Below are 4,734 nucleotides of genomic sequence, written 5' to 3'. Positions count from 1 at the left end.
GGCGGCAGGCCGGGCTGAACGAGAACCTGGCGCGGGAAATCCTGGAGCTGCACACGATCGGGGACGACGGCGGCTACACCCAGGCGGACGTGACCGAGTTCGCCCGCGCCCTGACCGGATGGTCGACGGCGGCGCGGCGGCGGCAGTAGGAAGGCCGGGGCCAGGGCCGCCGCCGGGCGGCGATGCTGGCCGGGGAGTCGGGCGAGAACGGCTTCACCTTCCGCGCCGTGGTGCATGAGCCGGGCGAGCGGACGGTGATGGGCCGCCGCTATCCGGCGGGCGGCGCCGAACAGGGCCGGGCCATCCTGAAGGACCTGTCCAACCGGCCCGAGACGGCCCGGCGGCTGGCGCGGAAGATCGCGGTCCACTTCGTCGCCGACGAGCCGCCGCCCGCGCTGGTCAACGCGCTGGAGCGGGCCTGGACCGGGTCCGGCGGCGATCTGGCCGTGGTCGCCAGGGCGCTGATCGCCGCGCCCGAAAGCTGGGCACCCGAGGCGCGCAAGGTGAAGACGCCCTATGAGTTCGTGATCTCGTCGCACCGCGCCATGGGCACGCGGCCGCAGCGGGTGCAGCCGTTGCAGCAGGCCCTGGTGCAGATGGGGCAGCCGGCCTTCGCCGCCCCCTCCCCCGAAGGCTGGCCGGACACGGCGGCGGACTGGGCCGGGCCGGACGCCCTGGTCAAGCGGCTGAACTGGGCCAAGGCCGCGGGCGACCTGGCCGCCGAGCGCGACGCCGTGGCGGTGGCGCAAGGCGCCTTGGGCGAACGGCTGGGCGACCGCAGCCGCCAGTTCATCGCCCGCGCCGAAAGCCGGGCCGAGGCCGTCACCCTGTTCCTGATGTCGCCGGAGTTCCAGCGCCGATGACCGATCTGATGATGAACCGCCGCCTACTCCTGAGCGGCTCCATGGCCGGGATCGGCCTCGCCTTCGCCGGACAGGCGGGCGCGCAGGCGCGCGGCCCCAGGCCGAAGCTGGTGGTGGTGGTCGCGCGCGGCGCCATGGACGGGCTGTCGGTCACCGTGCCGTACGGCGATCCGAACTACGCGGCCCTGCGCGGCGGGTTGGCGGTGGAGGGCGCGTTGGAGATGCGCGACGGCTTCGGCCTGCATCCGTCCCTGCCCGGCCTGAAGACGATGTACGACGCGGGCCAGCTTCGCTTCGCCCCGGCGGCGGCCATACCGGTACGGGTACGCTCCCATTTCGACGCCCAGGACGTGCTGGAGAACGGCGGCGAGGGCCTGAGGGAGCAGAACGACGGCTGGCTGAACCGCGCGCTGGCGGCGGCGGGCGGCGGCGGCTTGAAAGGGCTGTCGGTCGGCGCGCAGACGCCGCTGATCCTGCGCGGCGCGGCGGAAACCTCCAGCTGGGCGCCCGGCGGTCAGGTGAAGGGCGAGGACCGGATCGCGGCCCTGCTGCAGGACCTCTACGTCGACGACCCGCTGCTGCAGGGCAATCTGGCGCGCGGGCTGGAGACCGAGGCCATGGCCATGGCGGCGGGGGATGGAAGCACGCTGCGCCGCAACGACGTGAACGGACTGGGACAGGCGGTGGCGCGGCTGATGACCGGCGACAACGGGGCCGATGTGATCGCCCTGTCCGTCGACGGCTGGGACACCCATGCGCGCCAGAACGGCCAGCTTCAGACGCGGCTGACCGGGCTGGATCAGGTGATCGGCGGCCTGCACGACGGGCTGGGGGAGCAGTGGGCCAATACGGTCGTTGTCGTGGCCACCGAGTTCGGCCGCACGGCGCGGGCCAACGGGACCCAGGGCACCGATCACGGCACGGGCTCGTCCCTGCTGGTGGCGGGCGGGGCGCTGAAGCCCGGCGGCCTTATCGGCGACTGGCCGACCCTGGCCGACAACCGCCTGTTCGAGGGCCGCGACCTGGCGCCGACCATCGACGTGCGGGCGGTGTTCAAGGGCGTGCTGCGCGATCACCTGGGGGTGGACCGCGCCGCGCTGGACAGCCGGGTGTTCCCCGGCAGCGCGGCGGAGGCGCCGACGCTGGACGGGCTGGTCTAGCCTGCCGGGATGATTTTGCCGGCGAGGATGGTAGTCGTGTCGGGCAAGGGCGTGTCCGGGACGAGGAAATCGATGAGCGTGGCCAGTGACCGGGGGGACTCACCGGGGACGTCGGGCGAGATCGTCCTTCCGTTTTCCAGGCCGGTGCGGACGGCGCTGGTGATCGTCATGGCCTGGATCGGCGTGGCGGCGGTTCTGGCGCTGCAAGGCTACCTCACCAGCCTTTCCAGCGGGTCGCCCCAGCCGTGGGGAGCCTCGTTCCGCTACAGCCTGGCGATCGCCTCCGTCTGGGCGGTCCTGACCCCGTTCATCCTCGAGGCCGTCCAGAACGCCCGCTGGAGCGGGAGCCTGCGGCGCCGTTTCTCCATCCTGCTGCTGGGGTATGTGGCCGCATGCGTGGCGCATGTCGCCCTGTTCAGCCTGGCGTACTGGCCGCTCTACGGCGTCGGACAGCACGAGACGCTGTGGGGCATGGGGCGGCACATGCTGGTGCGGAACATCGGCCTGAACGCGCTGTTCTACGTCGGCCTTGTCGCGGCCGGATGGCGGCGCAAGCCCACGCCCCCGGCGGCGACGCCGCCCACATTCCTCAAGGTCCGCCGCAAAGGCGTGATCCATTTCCTGCCGCTGGACACGGTGCGGTGGCTTCGCGCCGCGGGAAACTACGCCGAAGCCATGACCGACAAGGGCCCCCTGCTGGTGGACGAGCCGCTGGCCGACCTGGAGAAACGCCTTCCCGCGGACCGGTATGCGCGGGTGCACCGGGCCGCCATCGTCAGGCTGGATCTCATCGGGGAGGTGCGCAGCCGGGGTCACGGCGACGCCGATCTGGTGCTGCGCTCCGGCGACGTCGTCCGGATGAGCCGCCGATACCGCAAGAATCTGGCGTCCGTGTCCGCCGCCTGACCCGCCGGTCCACTCCCGGGTCCCGCTTGTCCCGCCGCCATGGCCGGCGCGGTGGGCGCGGGTGCATTCCGGCGACATGACCAGCCCCCTCCTCCGCCTCATCCTCGCCCTGGCGCTTTGCGTCACAGCCGGCGCCGCTTCCGCGCAGACCCGGGACGGGCTCGCGCCCGACGCCGTGGTCATCCTGGCGCCGCTGCACGGCCTGCACGAACGGGAGCCGAGCTTCTCCTACGACGACCTGCGCACGATCCTGGACGCCGCTGAGCCGGACGTTCTGCTGGTCGAAACCCGGCCTGACGAGTTGTCCGGCCGTACCGAGACGCCCGGCCGTCCCGAATATCCGGCGGTGATCTGGCCATGGCTGGACGGGCGAACCCTCTTGGTCGAGGCGATGGAGCCGGGTGGCGAGGTCTTCGCCGCGATGACCGGGGCGGCCGGCGCGAAATACGCCCGCTTCAATACGGAGCAGCCGACCGCCGCCGCACGGGCGGACGCCCTGCGCCGCTCCATGACCCTGGCGCTGCTGCAGCACTGGCGGCATCCCGCCGACGCGCACGACGCGCTGACGCGCGACCTGATGCAGGCGTCGGTCCTGAGCGAGCGAGCGCTGGGCGGCCCCGGCGACGACGAGGGCCAGGCGGCGTGGGACGGCTATATGATCGCCCGCGCCCGGGAGACGATCGCTCGAAACCCGGGACGCCGCGTCGTCATCCTGGCGAGCTATCGCAACCTGCGCGCCTTCCAGGACGGGCTGGCGGGCGAGAGCCGGCTCACCGACGCCGAGCCGTGGCTGCGGACCCTGCCCTTCCCGAACGCGGAAGGGCGCTAGGCCCTCACCACCACTTGCTCGGACGGGCCGTGAAGCCGGCGGCCTGCTCCAGCACGTCGGCGACCTGGAAGACGGTCGCCTCGTCCAGCGCCTTGCCGATGACCTGAAGGCCCAGCGGCAGGCCGCCGGAATCGACGCCCGCGGGCACCGATATGCCCGGCAGGCCGGCGAGGTTGGCGGTGACCGTGAAGACGTCGTTCAGGTACATCGTCACCGGGTCGATCTGCTTGTCGCCCAGGGCGAAGGCGGCCGACGGCGTGGACGGCGTCAGGATGGCGTCGACCTGGCCCCAGACGTCGTCGAAGTCCTGGGCGATGCGGCGGCGGACCTTGAGCGCCCGGACATAGTAGGCGTCATAGAAGCCGGCCGAGAGGACATAGGCCCCGATGGTCAGGCGGCGCTGGACCTCCTTGCCGAAGCCCTCGGCGCGCGAGGTCTCGTAGAGGTCGGTCAACGACTTCGCGTCCGTGGCGCGGTGGCCGAAGCGCATGCCGTCGTAGCGCGCCAGGTTCGAGGAAGCCTCGGCCGGAGCGACGATATAGTAGGTCGGCAGGGCGTATTTGGTGTGCGGCAGGCTGATCTCGACGATCTCAGCGCCGGCGGCCTTCAGCCACTGGACGCCCTGGTCCCACAGAGCCTGGATCTCGGCGGGCATGCCGTCGACGACGTATTCCTTGGGCACGCCGATGCGCAGGCCCTTCACGCCCTTGCCCAGGCTGGCGGTCCAGTCGGGCGTCGCGACGTCCAGGCTGGTGGAATCCTTGACGTCGAACGAGCACATCGAACGCAGCAGGATGGCGGCGTCCTCGACCGTCTTGGTGATCGGCCCGGCCTGATCCAGCGACGAGGCGAAGGCGACCATGCCGAAGCGGCTGGCGCGGCCGTAAGTGGGCTTGATGCCGACGGTGCCGGTGAAGGCCGCGGGCTGGCGGATCGAGCCGCCGGTGTCCGACGCCGTGGCGGCCAGGCAGAGGTC

Annotated in this window: 5 protein-coding genes and 1 pseudogene; 4 read left to right on the top strand and 2 right to left on the bottom strand. The window is 72.0% G+C overall.

Going from position 1 to position 4,734, the window contains the following annotated elements; genetic code table 11:
- The first annotated feature begins 14 nt into the window (after nt 1-14).
- Nucleotides 15-863: pseudogene (locus Q0C81_RS16245) on the top strand (DUF1800 domain-containing protein).
- The gene (locus Q0C81_RS16240; RefSeq protein WP_291840312.1) at nt 860-2,023 is read left to right on the top strand and encodes a DUF1501 domain-containing protein; all 1,164 of its coding nucleotides are present in this window, start codon (nt 860-862) and stop codon (nt 2,021-2,023) included. Before Q0C81_RS16245 ends, Q0C81_RS16240 begins: the two are co-directional and overlap by 4 nt.
- Here Q0C81_RS16240 and Q0C81_RS16235 read toward each other — a convergent pair.
- Nucleotides 2,020-2,193, bottom strand: coding sequence for a hypothetical protein (locus Q0C81_RS16235; protein WP_291840309.1), 174 nt, complete (start codon nt 2,191-2,193; stop codon nt 2,020-2,022). The two genes, Q0C81_RS16240 and Q0C81_RS16235, sit on opposite strands and share 4 nt — an antisense overlap.
- Between Q0C81_RS16235 and Q0C81_RS16230 the strand changes: the two genes are divergently transcribed.
- Nucleotides 2,192-2,929, top strand: a complete 738-nt coding sequence (locus Q0C81_RS16230; RefSeq protein ID WP_291840315.1) for a LytTR family DNA-binding domain-containing protein — start codon at nt 2,192-2,194, stop codon at nt 2,927-2,929. The genes Q0C81_RS16235 and Q0C81_RS16230 overlap by 2 nt on opposite strands.
- Nucleotides 2,930-3,005: 76 nt before the next feature.
- The gene (locus Q0C81_RS16225) at nt 3,006-3,758 is read left to right on the top strand and encodes a hypothetical protein (RefSeq protein ID WP_291840306.1); all 753 of its coding nucleotides are present in this window, start codon (nt 3,006-3,008) and stop codon (nt 3,756-3,758) included.
- A 4-nt stretch (nt 3,759-3,762) separates the two neighbouring features.
- Here Q0C81_RS16225 and Q0C81_RS16220 read toward each other — a convergent pair.
- Nucleotides 3,763-4,734 (bottom strand): amidase family protein (locus Q0C81_RS16220; RefSeq protein ID WP_291840303.1); only part of this gene is annotated, 972 nt, incomplete at its 5' end.

The organism is Brevundimonas sp. (assembly GCF_023259385.1).
Classification (GTDB): domain Bacteria; phylum Pseudomonadota; class Alphaproteobacteria; order Caulobacterales; family Caulobacteraceae; genus Brevundimonas.
Note: the sequence above shows the minus strand (reverse complement) of the source record. Positions and strands in the feature narration are given on the sequence as shown.

Coding starts and splice junctions, on each gene's coding strand:
- Q0C81_RS16240 (WP_291840312.1), top strand. CDS start 860: ATGACCGATCTGATGATGAACCGCCGCCTACTCCTGAGCGGCTCCATG.
- Q0C81_RS16230 (WP_291840315.1), top strand. CDS start 2,192: ATGGCCTGGATCGGCGTGGCGGCGGTTCTGGCGCTGCAAGGCTACCTC.
- Q0C81_RS16235 (WP_291840309.1), bottom strand. CDS start 2,193: ATGACGATCACCAGCGCCGTCCGCACCGGCCTGGAAAACGGAAGGACG.
- Q0C81_RS16225 (WP_291840306.1), top strand. CDS start 3,006: ATGACCAGCCCCCTCCTCCGCCTCATCCTCGCCCTGGCGCTTTGCGTC.